Raw genomic sequence first — 948 nt, forward strand, 5'->3', positions numbered from 1 at the left:
CAAATCATCCCTCTAGCACGAGACCAATTGCTCCCTTCTCTCGAAAACGGCTCTGGTGATTTAGTGGTGGCAAACTTGACGATCACTGAGGCCCGCAAACAAAAAGTCGACTTCAGTACCCCAATCTTATCCGGCATTGAAGAGTGGGTGATCACCAACAAAAGTACTCCAACCATCACTAAACTTGAGCAGTTGAGCGGTAAGGAGATTTGGGTACGTGCCAGTTCCAGCTACTTTGAAAGCATTCAAGCCGTCAACAAAACACTGAACAAGAAAGGCTTACCGCCAATTATCGTGCACTTCATCGAAGAGACTCTGCAAGACTACGAACTCGTCGGCATGCTCAACAATGGCTATATCAAAGCCATCGTTTTAGATAGCCACAAAGCCAAACTTTGGCTCAATGCGATGGATGACATCAAAGCGCATAAGAAAGTCCCTCTTCGCAAAAACGGCAACATCGCTTGGGTCATGCGACAAAACAGTCCTCAACTCAAAGCAGTGGTGAACAAATTCATCCAAAAATCTCGCTCAGGCACACTCCTTGGAAACGTCATATATAGCAAATACATCGACAATACCAATTGGCTCAATAAGGCACTTAACCCTAAGAAAATTGCCCAGCTAGAAAAACTGTCGGCGCTGTTTTCGCGCTACGGGGAGAAATATGACTTGGATTATTTGCTGATTGCGGCGGTTGCGTATAAAGAGTCCGGATTTAATAACAACTTAGTCGGCACAAGAGGCGCAGTGGGCATAATGCAAGTCTTACCGAGCACCGCACGCGATCCAAACATCAACATCAAAAATGTTCGACAACTCGAAAACAACATCCACGCAGGAGCGAAATACCTAGCGTTTTTACGTCGGCAGTACTTTGGCGATAAGGCCATTACGGCTGAGAACAAAATTTACTTTACCTTGGCGGCTTACAATGCAGGCCCAGGT

General features: G+C 46.0%; 1 protein-coding gene. It reads left to right on the forward strand.

Annotation, left to right across the window (positions count from 1 at the left end):
• Window positions 1–948 (forward strand): lytic transglycosylase F (locus tag R7Z77_RS24330; protein WP_318136926.1); only part of this gene is annotated, 948 nt, incomplete at both ends.

The sequence above is a fragment of the Vibrio sp. 1401 genome (genome assembly GCF_033340295.1).